The following is a 23,870-nucleotide window of genomic DNA, read 5'->3' as shown; positions in this document are numbered from 1 at the left end:
AGCAAGCTAAACCTGTTGATAAATCAAGCGTGAGGAACGCTTATTTGTCGACAGGTTTTTGGCGTTTTTAGGCTGTAATTACACCAAATTTAAATGAAACGAGGAAGCACAAATGACTTTTCCAAAAGATTTTTTATGGGGCGGGGCAACGGCCGCAAATCAATGTGAAGGTGCCTGGGATGTTGACGGAAAGGGTGCGAGTATTCAGGATCACATGCGTTCAGGCGGAAGAAAACAGTATCGAGTGATGACGCCAACAATTGAAGAAGATAGTTATTATCCAAGTCATGACGGAATTGATTTTTACCATCGTTATAAAGAGGACATCGCATTGTTTGCGGAGATGGGCTTCAAAGTCTTTCGTTTAAGCATTGCCTGGTCACGGATTTTTCCAAAAGGAGATGAGCAGGAGCCAAATGAAGCAGGCTTAGCTTTTTACGACAAGGTCTTTGATGAATGTAAAAAGTATGGGATCGAGCCATTAGTCACGATTTGTCATTTTGAGCTGCCTTATGCGCTGGCTGAAAACTATGGCGGTTTTGCAAATCGTCAGACGATTGATTTTTTTGTGAAGTATGCGACGACGTTGTTTGAACGTTATAAAGACAAGGTCAAATATTGGCTAACCTTCAATGAGATCAACTTTGGTACGCTGCCTTTAGGTGGTAGAAATTTATTAGGGATCTTAGACGAAGAAGACAATGAAGAGCGTCGGTTCCAAGCGCTTCATCATATGTTTATTGCGAATGCTAAAGCGGTCAAAGTAGGACATGAAATCAATCCTGATTTTCAGATTGGCTGTATGCTGGCTTATATGACAATGTATCCGCTGACCTGTAAGCCAGAAGATGCGTTAGCCAATCAAGAGCTGGTCAAAAAACTGAATTGGTTCTGCGGCGATGTTCAGGTTAAAGGAAAATATCCGTATTATATGAAGAGCTACTTCAAGAAGCACAACATCAATGTAACCTTTGAAGCGGACGATGAGGCAATTTTAAAAGCAGGAACGGTGGATTACTACACTTTCTCTTATTACATGACCAGCTGTGTGACTGCCAACATTGAAGAAAGTGATGACCGCGTTGGCGGAAACCTGTTTGGCGGTGTGAAAAATAATTATCTGGAAACCAGTGAATGGGGCTGGCAGATTGATCCAGTTGGTTTACGCTTTACCTTGAACGAATTATATGATCGTTATGAAATTCCATTGATGATCGTGGAGAATGGATTAGGCGCGGTGGACAAAGTGGAGGAAGACGGAACGATTCATGATGATTATCGGATTGATTATATTCGTCGTCACATTGAAGAAATGAACAAAGCAGTGGAGGACGGTGTCGATTTGATCGGCTATACACCATGGGGCTGTATTGATTTGGTTTCTGGCGGAACGGGTGAAATGTCAAAACGTTATGGTTTCATTTATGTTGACAAAGATGATGAGGGCAATGGGACCTTTGACCGCAGCCGAAAGGACAGCTTCTATTGGTACAAAAAAGTCGTTGCGACAAATGGAGCAGATTTAACGTAGTTTTTACTCAGGTCTTATTTAGGACTGCTGAAAAATTCGTGTTAATTAATAATTTCTGATGGATAGTGATTGTCTATGTGCAAGCTAAACCTGATGATGTGTACGCTTATTTGTCGTGCCGTCATCGGGTTTTCTTTTTTGGAGAGGGGGAAGAAGTGGGACATTCATTCTATTGGAAACTATTAGTGATAAAAATCAATTAGCCATGTAAGGAGAGAAAAAAGAAATGCGTAAGAATTTCAAAGGGATTTTTAGTTTGTTGGCGATCATTTTATTGATGCTGACTGGCTGTAGTACCAGTGGAGCCAAGACAAGCGTTTCAAATGCGAGTACAGACAAAACTGACGAAGTAGTGTTATACGTGACACGTCATGGAAAGACTATGTTTAATACGGTCCATCGGGCGCAAGGCTGGTCAGATACACCGTTGACTGATGACGGTGTGAAGGTTGCCGAACAACTAGGGAAAGGGTTGAAGGAAAAGAAGATTACCTTTAAATCAGCATATTCAAGCGATGCTGGCCGTGCACGTGAGACTGCAAGACTAGCGCTTAAAAATAATGGACAATCTGATCTTCAAGTGAAAGAAAGTAAAAATTTGCGAGAAGTTTGTTTTGGGTCCTATGAAGGCGAACACGATGAAGTGATGTGGGGAGATGCTGGAAAAGAATTAGGCTATAATTCATATGAAGACTTCATGAAAGCTATCAGTTCTGGAGAAGCCACTGTTCCAGAAATGCTGAGTGCGTTGAAAAAAATCGATAAATCGGGGATGTCTGAAGAGTGGGACGGTGTTAGACAACGGATGCAAAAGGAACTAACAGAAATTGCTGAGGAAACTGCCGAAGATGGAGGCGGAAATGTTCTCGTTGTTGCCCATGGAATGTCTATATTATCAATGATCTCGAATATGACAGAGGAAACTCCAGAAGGCGGTCAGCTAGCGAATGCCAGTGTTACCAAAATCGTTTATAAAGATGGGAAGTTCAAAGTAAAAGAAGTTGGAAATACAGCCTACGCAGAAGCTGGAACAAACGAAAAATAAATGTTAAAAGGGAAGTCATTGCAGCTTCCCTTTTAACGTTTAATTACACATTCATTGCTGCTTCATAAGCTTCCCAAATGGCGTCCATTACATTTGTCGGTTTTTTCGCGTCACCAATCAAATGAACATGGTCTGCCTGAATTGCTTGATATAACGCATCATCTGGAGTGTAGCCGACAGAAATAATAATGTTATCGGCTGGAATCTCATGAGCCTTTGGCATTCCTTGAACACCGAGAGCAAACATGTGCTGCGCACGATTTGCGACATTTGGATAGTTTTTGACTGTTTCTGTTACATACGCTGTACCATCGGCAAATTTATCAACAACTGAATTTTTCAAAACAGTTACTTGGTAGTAATCTAACAGCTCCATCATCATATTGTAGTTGGCAGCGGACAAACCAAAGGCATTCAAGATTGTTTCGCTGGCTTCGATGATAGTGACCTTTTTCCCTTTTTTAGCTAAATCATAAGCGATTTCACAGCCGGTTAAGCCGCCGCCTACCACTATTACGTTTTCTCCGTTGATTTCTTTGTAGCGCAAGGCATCAATAGCGTAGGTCACGCGCTCACTGTCAAAGCCTGGAGTATCTAACCGGCGTTCATTTGCACCAGTGGCAACAAATACTTCATCATAGGTTTGTGTCTGTTCAGGTGAAACCTCGCTGTTCAGATGAATATTTATCATTAGATCATTCATTTGTTTCTTGTACCAATCCAGTAAATGCCGATCATCCTCTTTGAAATCAGGCGTTGCCGCAGCAACAAATACACCGCCTAACTGGTCGGTTTTTTCATACAAATCAACGGCGTGTCCGCGAATCGCCGCAACGCGAGCCGCTTCCATCCCACCAAGCCCGCCGCCAACGACTAAGATTTTTTTCTTTTTCGCAGCAGGAGTTAAGGCATAGCTTTTTTCTCGTCCACAAGCTGGATTGACTGCACAGGAGATATCCTTGAATTGGAAAATCCTTCCCAAGCAGCCTTGATGACAATAAATACATGGGCGCACATCGTCTAAGCGACCTTGGGAGAATTTCACAGGCGCATATGGATCAGCCAATAATGGACGTCCCATCCCCATAATATCTAGTTTTCCTTCGGCAATTACCTGATCGGCTAATGCTGGATCATCAAATCTGCCGGCACAAGCGACTGGAATCGAAACGACCTCTTTGACCTTCATCACATCTTCTAAATTGCAGGCTTTTGGCATATACATTGGCGGATGAGCCCAGAACCAGGAGTCATAGCTGCCGTTGTCACAGTTCAGCATATCGTAGCCGAATTCTTCTAATTTTTTTGCCACAATGAAAGATTCTTCGTAGTCACGGCCCCTTTCTTCAAATTCTTCTCCTGGAATCGCGCCGCGGTTAAAGGCTTTGACATAGCTTTTCACACTGTAACGCATTGAAACAGGGAAGTCCGGCCCGCAGGCACCCTTGATAGCTTCAACGATTTCTCTGATGATCCGCAGCCGATTTTCTAACGATCCGCCGTATTCATCAGTGCGTCGGTTAAAGAAGGAAATCGCGAATTGATCCAGCAGATAGCCTTCGTGGACCGCGTGGATTTCAACACCGTCACCACCAGCCTCTTGAACCAATTTTGCTCCTTTGGCAAAGTTTTCAATATATTCTTTGATTTCTTCTTTCGACATGCCACGATCGGTTTTTGTCGGGTCCCAAACGTTTTGGATGGATGCAGGAGCAGGGCAGATACCGACTAAACCATGATTGGCACGACCAGTCAACGCCGTTAGTTGGACAAATACTTTCCCGCCAGCTTCATGAACACCATCCATTAAATATTTCATATCTCTGACATAACCTTCAGGATTACTTAGAATACAAAAGCCCATATTGTTTACCACCGGCATCAAGCCAGTAATGATCAAGCCTGTGCCGCCTTTGGCTCTTTCGATGTAGTAGTCGGCTCCTTCTTTGGTATAAGCAATTGTTTCCATATTCAGCAAGCGCGGGGAAAAGACACCCATAGGCATCATGGCGATCCGATTAGGAATTTCAACAGGACCAATTTTCAAAGGGGAAAACAAACTTTCAAATTTTGACGTCATACAATAATTCCTCCTTTTCTTTTTTATGGATATATTTTCAAGCGTTCTATCCTTTGGCTGCATTATTGAAGCACAAAACAGCAAGGCAGCGCTTTTTTAAATGGAGTTGTGAAATATTATACAAATAGTATAATTCAAGTATAGAATATCTGACGAAGTTCACTATGATTTTAGCGCCCGAGGAATATAACTATTACGCGAGGGGAGCGGAAGAGCCGATGACAGAACGAGGAGTCCATTGTTCTCAGTTTTCTAAGTCGCAGGACTATTCGAATGGTTTATCTCAACTGAACTTTCAATATACGATTAATAGTCCCAAAGAAACACTGTCTGTCTCTAGAATTTATCAATTGGATCACATGGTGCTGACCCACAGTATTGTCGATCGTTCGCAAGGAATTTTTACTCGTCGCTCAAAAGATCAAAATGATTATATAGGTTTTCGTTTTATCAAAAAGGGATTTGAACGTCATTCGAATGGAGAAAAGACCAGCATCTTAAAGGATTACACCATCGGAATTTTTGATTTGCAGGCAACCAGCAGATATCAAAGAGAAAGAACTACTGAAGGGATTAATCTATTTATTCAAAAAGATTATCAGACAAAAAGACTGCTGCCCACTTTGATGTCTAGCCGAATTATTAGTGCAGAAAAAGGAATGGGACGGGTGTTGTTGGAAATGATTTTTCAGCTTGCGGATCAATTTGTTTCTTGTTCTGAAGAAGAGAATCGCGTGCTGTTAAAGCATTTCGTTCAGCTTTTTTGTGATTGGCTGCCAGAAGCGGAGCCCTTTTTAGCCAGTGAAAACTATAATGAACTTTTAATCGTGGCAACAGATTTTATGCGCAGAAATTTGCAGGATGCGGGGTTAACGTTAGAGCAGACTGCGTCCTATTGCCAGATCTCGATCAGAACACTGCAAAAGGTTTTTCAGGCTGCGGATTTGTCCTACAGTCACTATTTGAATGATTTGCGCTTAACAACGGCGGCGATTCTTTTGTATCAAACGAATCTTTCAATTACAACTATTGCTTTTCAATGCGGCTATAATGATTCTGCTTATTTTAGTAAGCGCTTCAAACAGAAATATCGTATCTCTCCTTTGATTTATCGTAAAAGAGTTCAGAAAATGCAAAAAGTGGGCGTTGCAGAGGAAAACGAGTGCCCGTTGTTAGCAAATATTTAAGCATAACGAAAAGAACTAGCTCTTAATCTATCAATGAAGAGCCAGTTCTTTTTCTAATTTTTCTTAGCTCGTTTAATCAAGCAATACTCCTCGTAAGGAACATTCTGACTTTGGTGGATTTCCACTAGTTTAAACCCGAAATGTTCATAAATTGGGACATTTGCTTCGGTCATTGTCTCCAGCACAATATCCATATTCTGTCTTTGACAGTCTGCAAAGATCGGTGTCAGCAGCTTGCGCATCACACCAGTGCCTTTGGCTTCTTTTGCGACTGCGATCTGAGCAATATAATAGCTGTTTTTGGTATATTTTTTATGCCAGGGAAGCGTGTGATGAATTTCAGCGACTAGCTTGTTCTTTTTTAAGAGCCGTCTTCGGTCCTCCACAGGAAGTTCCTTTAAGATTTTTCTAGAAGGCAAGGAGTACAGAAACTGGCGAAACAAAGTGAGCTTTTTCGACGGAATACTGCTGATCATACCGACAATCGGCTCACCATAGATTTGAACCTTCCCATGCTTTAAAAAAAGCAGAAGTTCTGTTTCAATAAATTTCTTCAAAACCTCTTCTGAATGGTCCATATACTCGGTTAAAAAGTTAAAATGCTCTAAATTTGAAAATCGCTCATAAATAAAATTTACAATTTCCGGTAGCTCTTCCAACGTTGCGCTTCTCATAAAATCACTCCTCAAATAATGTTTGTATGGTTTTAGGAAATAGTCTTTAGTGTTCTGCTTGAATCGTGTGAAAAAAATAAATAGTCTTGTTCATTAAGCATAGATAATTTACACTGTAGCTAACTAATAATTCTACTATAGTGGAATTTAGTAATGACCTTTATGAAGGAGGAAGAAGGATGGATGGGAAGCTTTTTCGTCAATTACGCAAAGACCGTGGCTTACGTTTGCAGGATGTCGCCGATGAGGTCAACAGCGTATCTTTTATTAGTAAATTTGAAAAGGAAAATTCGAATATTAGTTTCTATCGCTTAGAGCATTTATTGGAACAAATCAATGTTTCCTTAGAGGAATTCCTTTATTTGCGCGATCAAGCAGCAGAACCTAAGCTTTATCATTACCTGTCTGAGCAGCCATTTTTTATGACAGGAAAATTTACCTTCTATTTAAACCAGATTTTCAAATCCAACGATGAAGTGAATGCATCACGTGATTTCAATCAAGGCGTTCATCAGATGAGGGAATTGAGTCAAACGTTCACAGAAAAAAACCGAGGCGAAAAATTTCTAAAGCTGCTATGCCAGTTATTACGTCTGTGCTATCAATTGAATGATCGGCGTGAGCAAGAGGAACCAATCAAGCTTAACACTTTTTTTGACGAATTACAGACTCTGTCAGAACCGGTGGTCAACTATTTATATAATGTTGAGAATTGGGGCGTGTTTGAAGTCCTCCTCTTTCGTTTTTTCCAATTCAGCTTTCCCGTTGAGACCGTCCATCAGCTATTGCGAACGGCTGTCTCGCGGATAGAGAAGGAGGTTGGAGTTCAGCTGATGCAACGGATGAAATTTGAATTATTGTTTGGTACCTGTGCGACCTTTATCAACTTTCAAAAACTGACGTGGGCAAAGGAGGTACTGGTAGAAACAGAAAAATTGCTCCACGATCAGGGGGATTTATTAAATAGTACAAAATTACTGTTTTACCAAGGCTGGGTAAAAATTATCTCAGGTTCCTTAAAATCAGGGAAACAAAACTGTGAACAAGCCATTTCGATTTTTCGTATTTTGAAACAGCCAACAATGCAGCGTATGTATGAGGAAATGCTTCAAGGAATCATGATCAATCAAGCAAATCAAGAAGATTTTATTATTTTTTCATAGGGGAAGATTAATAATTGAATTTAGACTACCAGGACTAACTAATGAATGATTAGTTGGTCTTTTTTGTGATCATTCATTTATCGTAAAAGTTGGACCGATTTTTTTGGACATTTAATAAAATAATGAACCAAAATGGGATCAAAGAGACCGAATACCATTGAAAATTCAGTTTTTCAGATTTCTTTGCTGTTAAATTATTCAGACGGTTCACTTCTTATGCCATTAAAAAAATAAAGCGAACCGACTCGCCATTGCGGATGTATCCGCTCTCAAATATAGTGGAGATGTAAAGGAAATATATATAAAGAGGTGAAAGAAGTGCTGCATGAAAGTATTGAAGAATCATATATTCAGCTTGATCTAGAAGTTGAAAACTTCGAAGAGGCGATAAGAAAATCCTTTGATCCTTTAGTAAAACGAGCAATAGTCACAAAAGGATATGTCGAGTCAGTTGTTCAAATATATCAAAAAACAGGGCCCTATATCGTGATTACCAAAAACATTGCGCTGCCTCATGCACCAGTAGCAGATGGTGCAAATAAGCTGGGTTTAGGATTTGTTCGATTGAAGCGTCCTGTTATTTCGGGACACGAGACCAACGATCCCGTAAAATATCTTTTCCCTCTTAGTGCAAAAGAAAGCAATGAACACGTTGAATTGCTGTCAAAGCTGGCGGAGTTGTTAAGTCAAAAAGAGTTTATTGAGTTTTTAGAAAAGGTATCCTCCACTCAAGAGTTCATCAATTATTTTGGAAAAGAATAAAAGAAGATTTCTATTTACTAAATGAATCAGAAACAAAAAATAGTTTTCGCGAAACTAATTATAAAAAAACTTAACAGTAGAAAAGGAGAGCGTCATTATGTATAAAGCGTTAGTAGCCTGTCGAGCAGGAGTAGGGTCAAGTTTAATGTTAAAAATCAAAGTAATAGAGGTAATCAAAGCCAACAATTTCCCCATTGAGGTAGAGCATTCTTCTCTAGATGGTGTTCAAGGATTTGGCGGACAAATGATTATTACGCTGCCAGATGTTGCCGAAGAATTAGCCCAGAAAAATTTACCCTATAAGCTTATTGGTATTGGAAACATCGTCGATAAAAATGAGATCAAAACAAAATTAGAAGCTGTTTTAGCCGATTTAGGATAAGACGATTATGGGAGGGAAATAAACAATGGATTTTTTGATCAGCTTTTTAAGTACACCGGCGGTCATGTTAGGGTTTGTCGCATTTATTGGGCTTGTTGCTCAAAAGAAAAGCGGAACAGAGGTTTTAACAGGGACATTCAAAACGATTATTGGTTTTTTAGTCTTCAGCGCGGGCGGATCGATCATGACTGCTGCTCTGCAAAATTTCAATCAGCTATTCCAAAGTGGATTTCATATTCAAGGGGTTGTAGCCTCTCCCGAAGCGGCAACGGCCTTAGCTCAAACCGAGTATGCATTTGTTACTAGCTGTACGCTGATTGTCGGTTTTATCATGAACCTAGTGATTGCTCGAGTCACTCCATTTAAAAATATCTTTTTCACTACGGGGCATAGTTTATTCTTCGCCTGTGTACTTTCATTGATTTTGAAGGCGCATCATGTAGCAGATATACCGGCAATTGCTATCGGAGGCTTACTATTAGGATTCTTCTCTGCTGCATTACCAGAGCTGTGTCAGCCTTTTATGCGTAAGATAACAGATAGTGATGCGACAGCGATCGGTCATTTTAATATGATCGGCTATGCTTTATCTGGATATATTGGCAAATTATTCAGCAAACACAAAGAAAAAACAACAGAGCATATTAATTTTCCTAAATGGCTATCATTTTTCCGTGATTTCTTAATGGGTGTTTCGGCAGTTATGTTGATCTTATTTTATGTTTCTGCGTTAAAAGCCGGACGTCCAGCTGTGGAAGAGCTTGCGGGTTCTCAGCACTGGTTAGTATTCCCATTCGTTCAAGCTTTTACGTTTGCTGCCGGCATGTCGATCCTGATGACAGGTGTACGGATGTTCTTAGGGGAAATCACAGCTGCTTTTGTTTCGATTTCTGAGAAGTTTATTCCCAATTCTCGTCCCGCTCTTGATGTACCGACTGTATTTCCATTTGCACCAACAGCAGTTATTGTCGGATTCTTGTCTTCATATGCCGCTGGACTGATAGGTGTCTTTATAATGGTCGCGCTCAAGTTTCCGGTAGTGATCATCCCAGCTGCTCATATCTGCTTTTTCTCTGGCGGAACAGCAGGGGTCTTTGGAAATTCTACTGGTGGCTGGCGAGGCGCAGTGTTAGGATCATTTGTTATTGGCTTATTATTAGCCTTTTTGCCAACAGTTCTCTATCCATTATATGGGACATTGGGGATTGAAGGATCAACCTTCCCGAATATCGACTATAACGTGATGGGCATCTTGCTAGATAAATTGTTGTCACTGTTTGGTATGTAAAACGAGCAGACTTAGTGGGATTCCGCTAAGTCTGTTTTAAAAAAGAAACGAGGGTAAGCGAATGGAAATTACTACAAAAAAATTAGACGCATATATTGATGTTCTTCAGCCAGAAATTAACGAATACATCAAACGAATGGATAAAAGCAAAATCGTGGAAGCCTGTGAAGTCATTTCAGAATCAAAACGAAAGCATGGGCGCGTGCACGTAACAGGCGTAGGAAAGCCTAGCCATGTGGCGGAATATATTGCAGCACTGAATTCTTCAGTCGGAACACCGACCTACTATTTAGATACAACCGAGGCAATTCATGGTTCAGCCGGACAAGTACTGCCGGGCGATGTCGTAATCGCTATTTCAAACAGCGGACAAACAGAAGAACTAAAACGTACAGTGGAATCTTTGAAACGTTTAGAGGCCAAAATTATCGGTGTTAGTGGGGGAGAAAATTCTTGGTTGAAAGACCAATCAACCGTTTTTCTCTTAGCGGGAGTGAATCAAGAGGGCGATGATTTGAACAAGCCGCCAAGAATTTCGATTATTGCTGAAATCATTGTCTTGCAATGTCTTTCTATTTTATTACAACAAGAAGAACAACTAGATTTAGATAAATATTACCAGTGGCATCCAGGCGGTGCCTTAGGCGAATCAATCAAAAATAGAAAGAAAGTTGGACTCTAATGAAAATCAAAGGAATTATTACGGCGATGGTGACCCCATTATCAGAGGACGGAATTAACGAAGCTGCGACACGTAAGCTAGTAAACAAGCTGATCAATGATGGTGTTCACGGGCTATTTGTCCTTGGAACAAATGGAGAATTCTATGCGCTTAGCGAAGCAGAAAAATTAGCGTTGGTAAAAATCGTAGTTGATGAAGCTGCTGGTCGAGTCCCTGTTTTTGCTGGCTCCGGCGGGATCTCTACAGAAGAAGTGATTAAAGTAACCAATCAATTTGCAGAGCTTGGTGTCGATGCGGTTTCGGTAATCACTCCTTATCTGATCAAACTAAGCGATGAAGAGCTGATTCAGCATTATCAAACAATTGCCTTAAATACCAATCTTCCAATGATTCTCTATAATATTCCTGCAAATACTCAACTATCAATAAATGAATCTGTCTTTAAGGAATTAATCCAGCTTCCGCAAATTATCGGAATTAAGGACAGTAGCGGGAAATTAGAAAATATTCAAATGTACTTAGAGACGAATGATCGAGAGGATTTTTCAATTTTGATAGGATCAGATTCCTTGATTTTACCAGCTTTGCAGATGGGAGTAGATGGAGCGGTGGCTGCCACATCTAATGTATTAACAAAGACTGATTTAGGAATTTATCAGGCTTTTCTTGAGAATAAAATGGAGCGAGCTCAAGTTCTTCAAGAAAGCATCAATGATTTTCGAGGTATTCTAAAATTAGCGACTGTTCCCAGTGTTCTTAAGCATAGTTTAGAGCTTATCGGATTTCCTGTAGGAGCACCAAAAAAACCAGTTCGTAAAGTTTCTTCAAAATTTGACGCTGAAATTTGCGAAACACTATCAAAATACAAGGAAATTGAAGGGATGGAGAAACTAAAATGCGAAAATTAACGACGTTATCTCGACTGTATCAGGAAAAATTAATGGCGATTATTCGAGTAGAAACAATTGAACGGGCTCAAGAAATCGTTGATGGCTGTCTTGAAGGAAAGATTTCCTGTTTAGAAATCAGCTATACGAATAATAATGCGGGTGACATTATCGAACAATTAAAAGAAATTTACCAAGAAAAAATAGTTATCGGAGCTGGAACTGTGCTTGACAGCGAGACGGCTCGTCAAGCACTATTAAAAGGAGCTGAGTTTATCATTGCTCCTAATTTCAACATAGACGTGGCAAAGTTGTGTAATCGCTATCAGATCCCTTACATGCCGGGCTGTACATCGATGACCGAAATCGTTGAGGCGCTTGAGGCGGGTGCAGATATGATCAAGGCCTTTCCTACCTCATCTTTCATTGGTCCAAAAGTCGTTTCTACTATTAAAACACCGATGCCGCAAGTTCCCATGCTTTCATCAGGCGGAGTCACCATTGACAATGTGTCTGATTGGCTTGAAGCAGGTGTCGACTGTATGGGGATCGGGACACTATTGTCAAAAGGAACCAAGTCAGAAATCGCGGAAAATGCTAGACAATTGCGTCAGAAAGTTTCAGCAGGTTAATCTACTTAGACAGGAGGAATGGATGTGTACAAAATTGATCAGCGAACACGGCAAGTACTGATAAAAATGATTGAAAAACCTATTATTCCTCAAAGAAATTTAACAGGTCAGCTTAATTTGTCACGCGTTCAAGTCGATTACGTCATCACTAAAATCAATGAATCCTTATCGGATGAAGGGCTTCCTCCTGTCTACTTTGATGGAAATAACTATCATTTGTCAGAAGCAAGTCGTCTGTTTTTTGTTGATTTTTTCTCTAGCGATCATGTTTATCGATACTACGAGATGGATATTGAGGAACGAAAAAAATATATTTATCTGATGCTTTTCTATCATTATGAAGAATACTTATCGGTGAATCATTTTTTAGGCGTATTGGATATTGGAAAAACTACTTTTATTAATGACTTGAAAAAAGTCGAAAAAGAATTGGAATCTCTTGATATTCAAATCAAATATAATCGGAAAAAGGGTTACTATCTGGCTGGAAATGAATCGGTCTTGCGTTATCAATTAATGAAGATGGTGCTAGAGGATTTACGTTCAGATAATGGCAGCTTTCTTTGGGATTACTTTTTATTTAACGAAGGGACAATCCAGAAGGAGAAAGTCTTTCGACAGATTGCTGCAGAATTGGAACATTATTCCATTGTATTGGTGGAAAATCGATTGCTAGAATTTAGTTACATGCTGATTTTTTTGTTGCCGCATTTATCCAAAGAATGGTCAGAGTTTTATGAGAGGTACAATTTCCAGAAGTTTTACCAAATGAATGAGTATAGCTTTTCTCGAAGCCTGCTTGCAAATTTCTCAATCGACAATCCATACGCCATACTTTATATTTGTGGCTGGATGCTGGGCATGGCTATTGGGGATGCTGACGAAGAAGCGCCAGATTCTTCTATCATTAATGAATTAGTAGAAAGAATCTTTGATCGTTTTGAACGCTTATCGGGTATTCGTTTTAAAGATAAGAAAACGGTGAAAAAGCAAGTATACAGTCACTTTCGTCCAGCTTACTATCGATTGTTTTTTCATCTTCCAATTATCAATCCTCTGAGTAAAAAAATTATTCAAGAATACCCAGATTTATTTCAAATCGTTAAGGAAACGATGAAGCCAATCGAGAATCTATTCGGAACGATGATTCCTGATGAGGAAATCTCCTTTTTAACCATCCATTTTGCTTCTTTAATTGATAATAATGATGAATACCAAGTGAAGCGAAAGGTCGGTATTATTGTTTGTCCGAATGGTATCGGAAGCTCGGCAATTATTTACAATGAGTTAAAGAATCTTTTTCCAGATATGATTTTTATTGGTCCAATAGAGACAAATGAGATCTATCAGAAAAAACAGGATTATGACATGATTTTCACTACTGTACCTAATATGCGGCTTTATTCTTTGAAAAAGCCGGTCTATACAGTGAATCCGATTATGACGATTGACGAAAAATACAACTTGGTCCAAGAGATTCAAAACGGTCCTGGAAACTTATCGGGGGATTATCAATTTGAAGAGCTTTTTGCAATTATTGGTAGGTTCACGACTATAAAGGATGAGCTCGGATTACGAAAAGAATTGAAAAGGCGGTTGAAGCAGCCTAGAATCTATAATCCAGAAGATATTCTACCAAGTGTTTCAGGTAAAGATGAGCTCAGTCTTACAGATATTCTCTCTCCGGCTTTTATTCAGTTAAACCTTGCAACAAATAGCTGGGAGGAAGCTTTTTACGTAGCCGCGACACCGCTGATCGAAGCAGAAATCGTAAGCCGACGTTATATTGACAAGATCATCCAAACGACATACGAGGAAGGGCCTTACATGGTTATTTCTGATCATGTCGCGTTGCCTCATGCTCGTCCTGAAGATGGAGCGAAAGAGGTGGGATTAGGAATAACGGTACTTAAGGAGCCGATAAAAATTTTAGGGAAAACACCAATGAAGTATATTTTTACTCTAGCGGCGGTAGACAGCAAAAGACATTTAACTGCACTGGCTGAACTGGTGGCACTGATTGATCGACCAGATTTTTTTAATATGCTGGATTCTGTGTCATCAAAAGAAGCAGCTTATCAACGGATCGCAGATTTGTTATAAAAAAGCTTAAGAAAACAGTTGTATTCAAAAAAGAGTATGACTGTTTTTATGTAATCTTGATCCTTGCTGTTAGACGAGAAAAATTAATATATTTCGTTCACTGAAATACAAGCGCTTTCTTTGCTTTAATTTCGTTATTCTTGCATAATAGACGAAAATTCAAAGGAGTGAACGAGATGGCAGCAATGGTATTTACCAATTACCCAGTGAAAGATGTGCAAGCTTCGACCGAATTTTATGAGAAACTAGGATTTAAGAAGAATGTGGAGTTTTCTAATGAGCAGTCCAGTTCGATGATGTGGGATGATACATTTTGGATTATGCTACTAGAATATGATTTTTATAATCTGTTCTTGAAAAATAAAAGGATCGCAGACACTGAAAAAGAAAGCAGTACGTTAACCGCTTTTTCTGTAGAGAGTCCTGATGTAGTGAAAAAAATTGCGGAAGCAGCAAAGGCCAATGGTGGAGACTATTTCTCGGTGGATATGAACATGCCGGAGGATCAAATGTTTAGTTTGGAAGTCACCGATTTGGACGGTAATCAATTTGAACCAGTATGGATGAACATGCCTTAACAAAAAATCGCGGAGTAATCCGTGATTTTTTTTGAGCGTTGTAATACTCTTTTTTTAACTTTTTGCTTATTCTAAAATAGATGATTCTTTAAAAAAAGAGGGATAAAGATGCCAACAACACAAAAAGATTACTTTGAAGAGCTATTTGATCGAGAGACCTTTCTTCAGCGGCGAATGATTTTATTATTGAATGAGAAAAATGGCTATTGGGTAACACGAGAGTGGCTAAGTGATGCTTTAGGTTTAAGTAAACGAACCACGCTAGGCATAATGAATAGTTTAGCTGAAAAAATTGCTGACCTTCATTCAGATAAATTTTCTTTGCAATTATCAAAAGGAAAAGGGGTTCGTCTGACGGTTGCAATAGATGCAGATGTATATAACTTAGTAACTAAAATCGTGCAGGAATGTCCCACAGTCGTTCTTTTAAAAACATTGATTTTGGATGAGTTTCAAAGTGTGCGCCATTATGCGCTTGCCCACTTTACCAGTGAATCGACAGTGAGAAGAGATTTAGCGAAGGTTCGCCGGATGTTATCTCGTTATAAGGTTAAAATTAGTCGTGATACTTTTCAGTTGGAGGGAGAAGAATATCAGATTCGCATGATCATGGTGATTTTTTTCTGGAGTATTTATCGTGGAAGCAGTTGGCCCTTTCCCTTTATCAATGAGCAATTGCTTGAGGGATATGTTGAAGAAATCTTGGATAGTGAATTTACCGTTTATCCCAATATTCCTTATGCCTATAAAAAGCAGCTGGCTTATATTTTTGCAGAAGCGGTCATTCGTACTCGTAAGGGTAATATTCTCCAAATGCCTACAGAATTAGAAAAGAGGATTACCTCCAATACGTTGTATCCTATTTTTGAAAAGCAGCTTAGTTCATCTCAAGGTGTAATCAACACGAAGCATTCTGAGATTCCTTTCTTTTTCCTCGTTTGGTTAGCCATGTCTAAAACGATCGATGTTTTTAAGGAACCATTAATCAATGTTTTGTATCAACAGCAGGCTCAGCAGCATACCCCAATTTTTTCAGCGACGGATTTGATGATTAGAAGATTTCAGGAAGAGTTCTTTCCTATTAAAGAAGCAGAATTTTTACGCTTCCGAAATTATATACTAAGCAGTCATTTTTTTGCGCAATATTTTAAAGGCTTCAATACCGACATGACAGGGAATACGTACAAAGCAATTTTCCAAAAACGCTATCCGCGAATGACAGAAAAAATGCGCCGATTTATTGAAGAATTGTATGCAGAATCAAAAAATCCAATCTTTTTAGAAGTCGCTTTTTTAATGATTCCTTATCTGAAAAATGCTTTATACTTGGAAAACCCGTGTAAATATGAAGTGCCCATTACCGTTTTAGTCGAAAGCGATATGCCCAATCTGATGACCAAAAATTACATCGAACAGCTGCAAGGACACTTTAACTATTTGTACAATGTGACATTTATTGATGTTTTTTCAGCTAACACGAAAGAAGTGGATATTTTACTGACTACAGGTACCTTTAAAGATTTAAAAAAGGTTTATCCACAAGCTCAGCTAGTAGTTATTGGCAGACGTTTGGAGCTCAATGATCTAAATCGTTTAACACAGGTTTTAGATTTGATTTCAAAGGAAAAACAAAAAATTTAGTCTCTCAAAAAGTGTTCTATGAAAGCTTCATTTTTGAAAAATTCTGAAAAAATAATCTGCTATAAATAGAAATGGCAGTTTAAGAAATTTGAAGTAAGAGGTGTGAAAATGAAGCGAAAAAAAATAATTGACCAATTAATATATGGCTTAATGACCTTGTTAATTTTGATCAACTCACTGACTCCTTTGACAGTGTTTGCCGAGGATAAACCTGCAATAAAGCTTGAAAATGTTTCGGAAGGACAGAATGCGAATCAACTTAACGTTCAGCTTACATTAGAAGAGGGGCAAGAAGATCGCAGAGTTCAGCTCTCTCAACCAGTGATTCAGCAAGCGACTATAGAAATAGCTGGAAAATCAATAGCGTTAAAAGTAGAGAACAATCAAGAGCTTATTATTCCAGGGGATGTTGCTGGAGTAGGAACCATTCATGTAGATCTTAAGGATATAAAAGGGCTATCTTCCTTGGATATTTCTTATAAGCAACAGCAGCTTACCTATACGTTTGAACAAGCGACTACATCTGAATCAGCGAGTTCAAACGAAATAACAACGAGCTCTTCAGAAACTGGCAAAACAGAAAACACAGAGCCTGATTCATCGAAAGAACCAACGAAAGCGACTGAATCAGCAACAGCAGCGACAACAGAAGCCACTCAGTCAGAAGCAATTGAAAAAACTAAGCCGCGGGCTGACGGCCCTACCGATATTCGAGAGTATTTTCCGAATGGTGGAGGAACGATTTTGACTAGCTCGAATTTAGTTTATTTGGATAAGGATGGCAATGTTGTCACCCCGTCGGTTACATCTAACACAACCGTTCGGGCGTTTTATACCTGGAATATCCCAGAAGATGTGCGTCAGCAAATCGAACCAGGCGATTACTTTGATTTCAAATTACCTGAAGAACTGAAGCCTAAGCAGGCACAAGTCGGTGAGCTGAAAAACGAAGCAGGCGAAGTTTACGCCAAATACACCATTGATCAAGACGGAAATATTCGTTTTGAATTTACGGAAGAGGTAAAAAATCAAAGTGATATTAACGGCAGCTTTTACTTTGATACGGAATTCAAAAAAGAGCATATTGATGGTCCTGGAGATATCACCATTCACTATCCGGTGGAGGATGATTTGCCGCCTGTCAATGTTGAAATCCGTCCTGATACGGAGCAATCCATTGACAAGCAAGGCCACTTTGATCGGACACCAAATCCTAGCAGTATTGAATGGACGGTCGACTTTAATCAATCTATGAACCATTTAGAAGATCCGAAGATTACGGAAAAATGGCCTGAAGGAATTGACTATAAATCTGTAAAAGTAATGGAATTAGAAATGAATCTCGACGGAACCATCAAAGAAGTAGGTCGAGAACTTAGTCCAGATGATTATACTGTTGATAAAAATGGTAATGTCACGATTTTAGGTGAGACCAACAAAGCCTATCGTTTAGTTTATCAAACAGATATCAAGGATTCAGCGAAGCCAGAGAATGGCGGGAAAGTCAGCTTTACTAACGTCGCACAGTTGACTGATAAAAATGACGAGGACGGAATTGATGCCAAAGCAACAGTGACAAACACATTTGGGAAACCAGTTGAAAAAAATATGGTCGGCTATGATCCCAATAATCAGGAATTCAGCTGGGCGATCAAATACAACTATGACGAGAAGAATATTGCTAAAGGTGACGCCATCATTACGGACACCATCAGTAAAAATATGGACCTTATCGACGATTCAATCAAGCTTTATCCAATCACCTTCGATAAAAAAGGAAATGAAGTTAAGGGAGAAGCTTTAGTTGAAGGAAAAGATTATGTTTTGGAGCCCAATCCTGATGGTGAAGGGTTTGTCATTAAATTTTTAAATGATGTCGACGGAGCGGTGCGAGTCGAGTACAAAACCATGGTGAACAGCATTGTCTCCGATCCTACTCAAGTAACAAATAATGTAACAACGGGCACGGGACAAACAGACGGTGACAAAGGAACGGCGCAGCAACAAAACGTGATCAAAAATATTACAGATATCGATTACGCGGACAAAAAAGTTGGCTGGAAGATTAATGTCAATAAGAATCACTATTACATGGAAAACCTAGTATTAACTGACACCTATTCTCCAATACCCGGCCTATCAATGGCGATCAAAGAAGATCTAAAGCCGGATTTTGAAATTCGTGATGTAACGAAGAATCGTGTATTGGTACCAGGACAAGATTATGATCTTGAGTTATTAAGTGATAGCTCAGGAAAGAATGAGATGGGCTTTAAAGTCGTTTTTAAAGGAGATTACAATCCAACGGAGTCCGAATTAGAAATCAACTATCGGACGAATTTTGATGTGAGTTTATTGGACCCAAATAATCCTGAGTTAGATCATTTTAAAAATAAAATGCAGGCTGATTGGGAAGATGAAAATGGCGGGAAGCATACTTCTGATGACGACAAAGACTTCAAACCTCATGATCCATTCCAATTAAACGCTCAAAAAAGTGGGATCTATAATGCTCAAACGAAGCATATTACTTGGACGATTGTAGTGAATCTCAGTCATAATATCCTGACGCACGCACAGATGCAGGATAAGATAAAAGAAAATCAAGATTACGTCGATGGTTCGTTGAAGATTTACAAGGCTGAGGTCAAGAAAGATGGCACCGTTACGAAGAAGCAGCCTGAAGAAGTCGTAAATGATGAGATGAAGAAGATTATTGAACCTAGCACTTCCAATGATCAGCTGCTGCAAATTGATTTTCCTGAAGGTTCAGACGAAACGTATTTAATCGAATTTGACACCTCTGTAGAAGGGAAAATCGTCGAAGGATCGAATCAATACACCAATGTCGCACATTATGAAAACAATGACGATGATCGTGATGTCACCGGAGAGGTCAGCGTGAAATATGGTGGGAAGTATGCACAAAAAACCGGCGAACAGGATAGTGGAAACCCTGATTATGTCAATTGGCATGCAGTGATCAATCCTTCTCAATCAACACTTGATCATGTGGTGATCAAAGATGAACCCTCTGATAATCAGGTGATTGATCAAGATTCCATCCAATTATACGAAACAACCGTCGCAGAAGATGGCACCATTACGCCAAATTATGATAAACCGTTGAAATTAAACAAGGATTACACCGTAGAAATCACCACAGATAATGTCACTGGCAAACAAACGATGACGATCAAGCTGAATGACAAAATCGATACCGCTTATCAGCTAGAATACCGCAGCTATATCACCTCCTCTTCTGAAGGAAGTAAAGAAACTGTTTCAAACAAAATTACGGTAACAGGCGACAATGAGCAGACTGTTTCTGGTGGTGATGGCGAAGATGTCACGGTAGAACTGAATCATAGTGGCGGTTCAGCGTCTGGTAAAAAAGGCAAGCTGGTGATCCAAAAGACAGAAGCAGACGGAAAAACACCTTTAGCAGGGGCTAAGTTTGAACTTTGGAATACCTCAAAAACTCAATTGTTGCGTAAAGGTGAAGTTGATGAAAATGGACAGCTTATTTTTGGGAATCTTCCTTATGGTGAGTATTTATTGATTGAAACAGCTGCACCGAAAGGCTTTACGATCTCAACCGATTTAACGGAAGGTCGAAGAATCACCATTGATGACAGTACTTCAACTGAAAATGCCGGAGTGATGACGATTCCGAATGAGCGCAACAAAGTCATCCTGCAAAAGACCGACGCTGACGGAAATCCCATCAAATTTGGTGGAGATATTCAAGAAGGTGCTCGCTTTAAACTAGAACATTTTAGCAATTTGATGCCGAATCACGCGCTTTGGGAACCAGTTGAATTGAATCCGGACCGTTTAAATAGTGAGGGAATTTTAGAAATTGATAGTTTGCCGCTAGGACTGTACCGGATTACCGAGATTGAGTCACCCAATGGCTATATTCTGAATAATGATCCCGTGACCTTCGTGGTCTATCGAAACAGTAACCATCAAATCCCGACGATCAATGTGAAATATAAAAATTATCAAGGCTCTGCTGAATTAATCAAAACGGACAGTGAAGGCAACCCGCTGCAAGACGCAGAGTTTGATGTTTTAGATAGTAATGGCAAGAAAGTGAATTCACAGCCTTTGGTCTCACAAGCAGATGGAAAAGTCATCATAACAGGACTTGCACCAGGAGACTATAAATTTGTCGAAACCAAAGCACCACAAGGCTATATTCTTAACAATAAGGAAGTCCCTTTTACGATAGATGAAGTTGTCCATGGAAAACCCAAAACAGTGACGACACAATCAAATGGTTCTCCTTTAGAATTAGTAAATTATCAAGGTTCTGTTGAATTTGTGAAGAAAGATAAAGAAGGCAAGGCGCTTGCAGGTGCTGAGTTTGATTTATACAATGAAGCGAATCAAAAAGTAAACAAAGAATCAATTAAATCAGGTGAGGATGGAAAGGTTCATGTCGATCACCTAGCGCCAGGAAATTACACGCTGGTTGAAACGAAAGCACCAGAAGGCTATCTCTTAAATGAAAAGAAAGTCACGTTTACGGTGAAATCGTCGCATAACGGTAAGGCTCCAGTCATTGAATTAGCTGACTATATTAACTACAAAGGATCTGTCCAATTAACGAAACGCAATACCGATGGGGAAGGCTTATCTGGAGCAGAATTCACTCTTTACAAAGATGATAAGAAAACCGCGGTAAAAACAGCTAAAAGTGATAAAAACGGCAACGTTCTTTTTGAGGATTTGGCACCGGGAACGTACTATTATCAAGAAACAAAAGCGCCAACCGTTACTGAAGGCTCTGATTATGTTATCAATCCAGCCTTGATCAAAGTAGAAGTACCTAAAGCTGCCGATGGAAAACCAGCGATTATTGATGTCGGTGATTTCCAGAATTTCCGCGGAAAAGCGCAAATCACAAAAGTGGGTGAGGGCGGTTCGATTGCAGGCGCAGAATTTGAGCTTTACCGAATCGTTGATGGCGAAGAGCAGTATGTACGAAAAGTGATCACTCCAGAAAATGGGATTCTTGATATTTCAGACCTTGGAGCCGGAAATTATAAGCTTGTTGAAACCAAAGCAGCACCGGAATATATCGTCAATGATCAACCCATCTATTTTGTGGTTCAGGAAAACGATGATCAAAACCCGATCATCGACAATCTAGATTTTGAAAATTATCAAGTAGAAGTATTTGGTCGGAAAATCAACGAGGGAAAAGAAGCTTTAGCTGAGGCCGAATACCAAATCTTTAAGGCAGATGATCAGGATCAGCCAACAGGAGATCCGGTCTCTGTCACAAATCGAGAAGGTCAATCTACAACAACCGTAGTTACTGATAAAAACGGTGAAATCTACTTTAAAGGAATTGACCTAGAGGGGAAAGCCTCGCAAAAATATGTACTTGTTGAAACCAAAGCACCTGAGGGTTATGTCTTAGACACCAAACCTCATCCATTTGAGATTCACGAACAAACAGGAAAACCAGAGCCAATTGATTTAGGTGATTTTATCAATTATCAGGGCTCAATCGAATGGCTGAAGAAGGATGAAGCCGGTAAGGCACTCCAAGGTGCGGAGTTCGAGATTCGCGATGAAGACGGCAAGGTTCAAACGGTGATGAATGCATCAGGAAAAGCAGTTGAAAAGCTTATCTCAGATAAAACAGGGAAAGTTTTTGCGACAGGACTAGCTCCTGGGAAATATGAACTCGTTGAAACTAAAGCACCAAAGAATTTTATCTTGAACAAAAAGATCGTTTCATTTGAAATCAGCGACAAAGCTTCAGGGAAACCTGAAACCATCACGCTTGAAGACTTTATCAATTATCAGGGCAGCGTCAAAATGACAAAGGTCTCTGATCAAGGGAAACGCTTATCAGGAGCGGTCTTTGGCTTGTATCACGCTGATGGAAAACAAGTCGGAGAGTATACTTCTGATAAAAATGGACAACTCTTAGTAAAAAATCTTTCGCCTGGCGACTATTACTTTGTGGAGAAAGAAGCTCCAGCTGGCTATACAATCAACAAAGAGAAACGACAATTTACGATTCAATCAGCTGAAGAAAATAAACCAGCAATCGTTAATGTTGGAGAGTTTGTGAATAAGAAATTACTACCAGCTGATGTACCAAAATCGTCAAATCAAGCAAACAATTCTAAGCATGATTCAGGAACAACAACAGGAAGTTATCCGAAAACCAATGATACCCGCAATTCATGGTACTTGGTGGTTGGCGTAGCGGTTCTTATCATTGCTGGAACCATTTATTATAGAAGAAAAGAGTAATACTAAAGACCTAAACAGTGAAGTATTTGCTGTTTAGGTCTTTTGTTGAAGCAGTTAATCAAATGCGAAAAAAATGAGCTTCAGCTAGTATTTTTTATAAAATGTTTTAACTTCAAAAAGCGCAGCGATTTTAACGATCTCAGAACTTTTATCAAATAGAGAACAGCGTGATCAGCCTCTTAGAATAGTCAAGAATAGACTCCGAATTCGTCCTACGCAGCAAAATTTGAAATAGCGTATTAGAAAGGTTAAGACAGCTTTCTTAAAGTTGATATTGCGTCAATCTTTCAAGAAATGGTATGATTGCTTATGAACTGGAAAACTGGAGCTAGGGTTCCGCTCATTCTAATGAGGACTGTGACCGAGGGCTTCATCTTTTACTAATCTGTAAAAGGCACCTATTGATATAAAAAATCCGAGGGGAAAGGTTCAGTGTATTTGTAATGCACTGACTTTTTTGGTTCTATAATATTTTGTGTTGGTGGAAAATCGAAGGCGATTTTCTACTAACACTTTTTTCTTCGTTTCAACTCAAAAAGAGACTCACTTTTGGTAAAATTTAGTCGACCAAAACGTCACCCTACCAAAGGAGTCTCTCAATGGATAATCATACTAGAAAATTACTCGGATTAACAGATAAACATTTATTTTTTGATGAAGAATGGCTGATTGAAAAAGAATATAAAGGCGTTCAAGCGCAGTTTATTAAAGGGAGATTGGATGACTCACCTTCCCATTGTGAACACTGTGGATCGATTCGTATTATCCGCAACGGTTCCTATACGACACGCACTCAGATGTTGAAAGTCAAAGAAAAGTTGACTATTTTAGAATTAAAACGTACCCGTTTTCTCTGCCATGATTGTGGACGGACCTTTTCTGCGAAAACGGACTTAGTTGATGAACATCATCAACTAACAAAGGAACTGAAGCAGGCGATTCTCATGGAACTG

At 39.5% G+C, this 23,870-nt stretch carries 17 protein-coding genes; 15 read left to right on the top strand and 2 right to left on the bottom strand.

Going from position 1 to position 23,870, the window contains the following annotated elements; translation table 11 throughout:
* Window positions 1–112 precede the first annotated feature (112 nt).
* Both OMU_RS03090 and OMU_RS03085 read left to right on the top strand, forming a co-directional pair.
* Window positions 113–1,531, top strand: a complete 1,419-nt coding sequence (locus OMU_RS03090) for a glycoside hydrolase family 1 protein (RefSeq protein WP_016178504.1) — start codon at window positions 113–115, stop codon at window positions 1,529–1,531.
* 226 nt (window positions 1,532–1,757) lie between these two features.
* Complete coding sequence (locus OMU_RS03085; protein WP_016178503.1) at window positions 1,758–2,576, top strand: histidine phosphatase family protein; 819 nt, start codon at window positions 1,758–1,760, stop codon at window positions 2,574–2,576.
* A 43-nt stretch (window positions 2,577–2,619) separates the two neighbouring features.
* Here the strand turns inward: OMU_RS03085 and OMU_RS03080 are convergent, their stop codons facing one another.
* On the bottom strand, window positions 2,620–4,656 hold the full coding sequence (locus tag OMU_RS03080; protein ID WP_016178502.1) for an FAD-dependent oxidoreductase: 2,037 nt from the start codon (window positions 4,654–4,656) through the stop codon (window positions 2,620–2,622).
* A 218-nt stretch (window positions 4,657–4,874) separates the two neighbouring features.
* Between OMU_RS03080 and OMU_RS03075 the strand changes: the two genes are divergently transcribed.
* Window positions 4,875–5,843: a helix-turn-helix transcriptional regulator gene (locus OMU_RS03075; protein WP_227132103.1), complete on the top strand. Its 969-nt coding sequence runs from the start codon at window positions 4,875–4,877 to the stop codon at window positions 5,841–5,843.
* Between the two features lie 53 nt (window positions 5,844–5,896).
* Here OMU_RS03075 and OMU_RS03070 read toward each other — a convergent pair whose 3' ends face one another.
* Window positions 5,897–6,517, bottom strand: coding sequence for a GNAT family N-acetyltransferase (locus tag OMU_RS03070; RefSeq protein ID WP_016178500.1), 621 nt, complete (start codon window positions 6,515–6,517; stop codon window positions 5,897–5,899).
* A 179-nt stretch (window positions 6,518–6,696) separates the two neighbouring features.
* Between OMU_RS03070 and OMU_RS03065 the strand changes: the two genes are divergently transcribed.
* From OMU_RS03065 to OMU_RS23650, 12 genes are all read left to right on the top strand, one after another.
* Window positions 6,697–7,680 carry a helix-turn-helix domain-containing protein gene (locus OMU_RS03065; protein WP_016178499.1) on the top strand — a complete coding sequence of 328 codons (984 nt, stop codon included), beginning with the start codon at window positions 6,697–6,699 and terminating at the stop codon, window positions 7,678–7,680.
* A gap of 318 nt (window positions 7,681–7,998) precedes the next feature.
* On the top strand, window positions 7,999–8,442 hold the full coding sequence (locus tag OMU_RS03060; protein WP_016178498.1) for a PTS sugar transporter subunit IIA: 444 nt from the start codon (window positions 7,999–8,001) through the stop codon (window positions 8,440–8,442).
* Between the two features lie 97 nt (window positions 8,443–8,539).
* Window positions 8,540–8,824 carry a PTS sugar transporter subunit IIB gene (locus OMU_RS03055; RefSeq protein WP_016178497.1) on the top strand — a complete coding sequence of 95 codons (285 nt, stop codon included), beginning with the start codon at window positions 8,540–8,542 and terminating at the stop codon, window positions 8,822–8,824.
* A gap of 25 nt (window positions 8,825–8,849) precedes the next feature.
* Window positions 8,850–10,112 carry a PTS ascorbate transporter subunit IIC gene (gene ulaA / locus OMU_RS03050; RefSeq protein ID WP_016178496.1) on the top strand — a complete coding sequence of 421 codons (1,263 nt, stop codon included), beginning with the start codon at window positions 8,850–8,852 and terminating at the stop codon, window positions 10,110–10,112.
* 61 nt (window positions 10,113–10,173) lie between these two features.
* A complete protein-coding gene (locus OMU_RS03045) occupies window positions 10,174–10,794 on the top strand; it encodes an SIS domain-containing protein (protein WP_016178495.1) in 621 nt (206 codons plus the stop codon).
* Window positions 10,794–11,702, top strand: a complete 909-nt coding sequence (gene dapA / locus OMU_RS03040; RefSeq protein WP_016178494.1) for a 4-hydroxy-tetrahydrodipicolinate synthase — start codon at window positions 10,794–10,796, stop codon at window positions 11,700–11,702. Before OMU_RS03045 ends, dapA begins: the two co-directional genes overlap by 1 nt.
* Complete coding sequence (locus OMU_RS03035; RefSeq protein ID WP_016178493.1) at window positions 11,690–12,313, top strand: bifunctional 2-keto-4-hydroxyglutarate aldolase/2-keto-3-deoxy-6-phosphogluconate aldolase; 624 nt, start codon at window positions 11,690–11,692, stop codon at window positions 12,311–12,313. The genes dapA and OMU_RS03035 overlap by 13 nt, the downstream gene beginning before the upstream one ends.
* A gap of 24 nt (window positions 12,314–12,337) precedes the next feature.
* Window positions 12,338–14,416 carry a BglG family transcription antiterminator gene (locus tag OMU_RS03030; RefSeq protein WP_016178492.1) on the top strand — a complete coding sequence of 693 codons (2,079 nt, stop codon included), beginning with the start codon at window positions 12,338–12,340 and terminating at the stop codon, window positions 14,414–14,416.
* A 176-nt stretch (window positions 14,417–14,592) separates the two neighbouring features.
* On the top strand, window positions 14,593–14,994 hold the full coding sequence (locus OMU_RS03025; protein WP_016178491.1) for a VOC family protein: 402 nt from the start codon (window positions 14,593–14,595) through the stop codon (window positions 14,992–14,994).
* Between the two features lie 108 nt (window positions 14,995–15,102).
* Entirely contained in the window at window positions 15,103–16,635 is a 1,533-nt protein-coding gene (locus OMU_RS03020) for an AcpB/EbpR/MafR family transcriptional regulator (protein WP_016178490.1), read from the top strand.
* Window positions 16,636–16,743: 108 nt separating this feature from the next.
* Window positions 16,744–22,917, top strand: a complete 6,174-nt coding sequence (locus OMU_RS03015) for a SpaA isopeptide-forming pilin-related protein (RefSeq protein WP_016178489.1) — start codon at window positions 16,744–16,746, stop codon at window positions 22,915–22,917.
* A gap of 599 nt (window positions 22,918–23,516) precedes the next feature.
* On the top strand, window positions 23,517–23,870 hold a 354-nt coding region (locus tag OMU_RS23650; RefSeq protein ID WP_016178488.1), incomplete at its 3' end, for an ISL3 family transposase.

It is taken from the genome of Enterococcus avium ATCC 14025 (assembly GCF_000406965.1).
GTDB classification, from domain to species: domain Bacteria; phylum Bacillota; class Bacilli; order Lactobacillales; family Enterococcaceae; genus Enterococcus_A; species Enterococcus_A avium.
The sequence above is the reverse complement of the archived record's forward strand: the minus strand, read 5'-3'. Positions and strand labels throughout refer to the sequence as shown.